Raw genomic sequence first — 528 nt, forward strand, 5'->3', positions numbered from 1 at the left:
ATTGACCAACATCGACGTCACTTTCCCGTCCGGCAGGTCGATCAAGTTTGCAGGTGCAGGTCTTGATGGCGCCACTGTGGAAATCAGAGTGATCAACAGCCCTGTTCCCGTGCCTGCGCCGTTGACGGGCCCCGTGCAGGCTGGCGCCTGGGAGATCGTCGCGCTCAATTGGGCCTACGGACAGTATGTCTTGCATGCCATACAGAAGGTTCCGAACAACGCTGGCGGCTGGATCGAGTCAGTCATTTGCCTGATCAGCTTTGATTACCAGTTTCCGGTGCCCCATGAGATCAAGGCCTCGGATGAGTATCAACCGACCTTGTCCGGCCTGGGGCTCGCCGATGCCGTAGTGTCTTTTTTTGATGGCGACAAGGTGACGCCGATCGCCCCCGATGCCCGGGTGGGCCTCAATGGCCAATGGGCCAGCAAAGTCAACGTGGAGTGGGGGCCGACGTACCAGCGAGAAATTCAGATCATTCAGAAACTGGCGCAGCAGACGTCGGACTGGGTTGCGTACAGCGTCACCAT

At 58.3% G+C, this 528-nt stretch carries 1 pseudogene; it reads left to right on the plus strand.

Annotated elements, in window-relative coordinates:
• A pseudogene (locus L6D81_RS29320) lies at positions 1–528 on the plus strand (hypothetical protein); the annotation flags it as partial.

This window comes from Pseudomonas sputi, assembly GCF_021603585.1.
Classification (GTDB): domain Bacteria; phylum Pseudomonadota; class Gammaproteobacteria; order Pseudomonadales; family Pseudomonadaceae; genus Aquipseudomonas; species Aquipseudomonas sputi.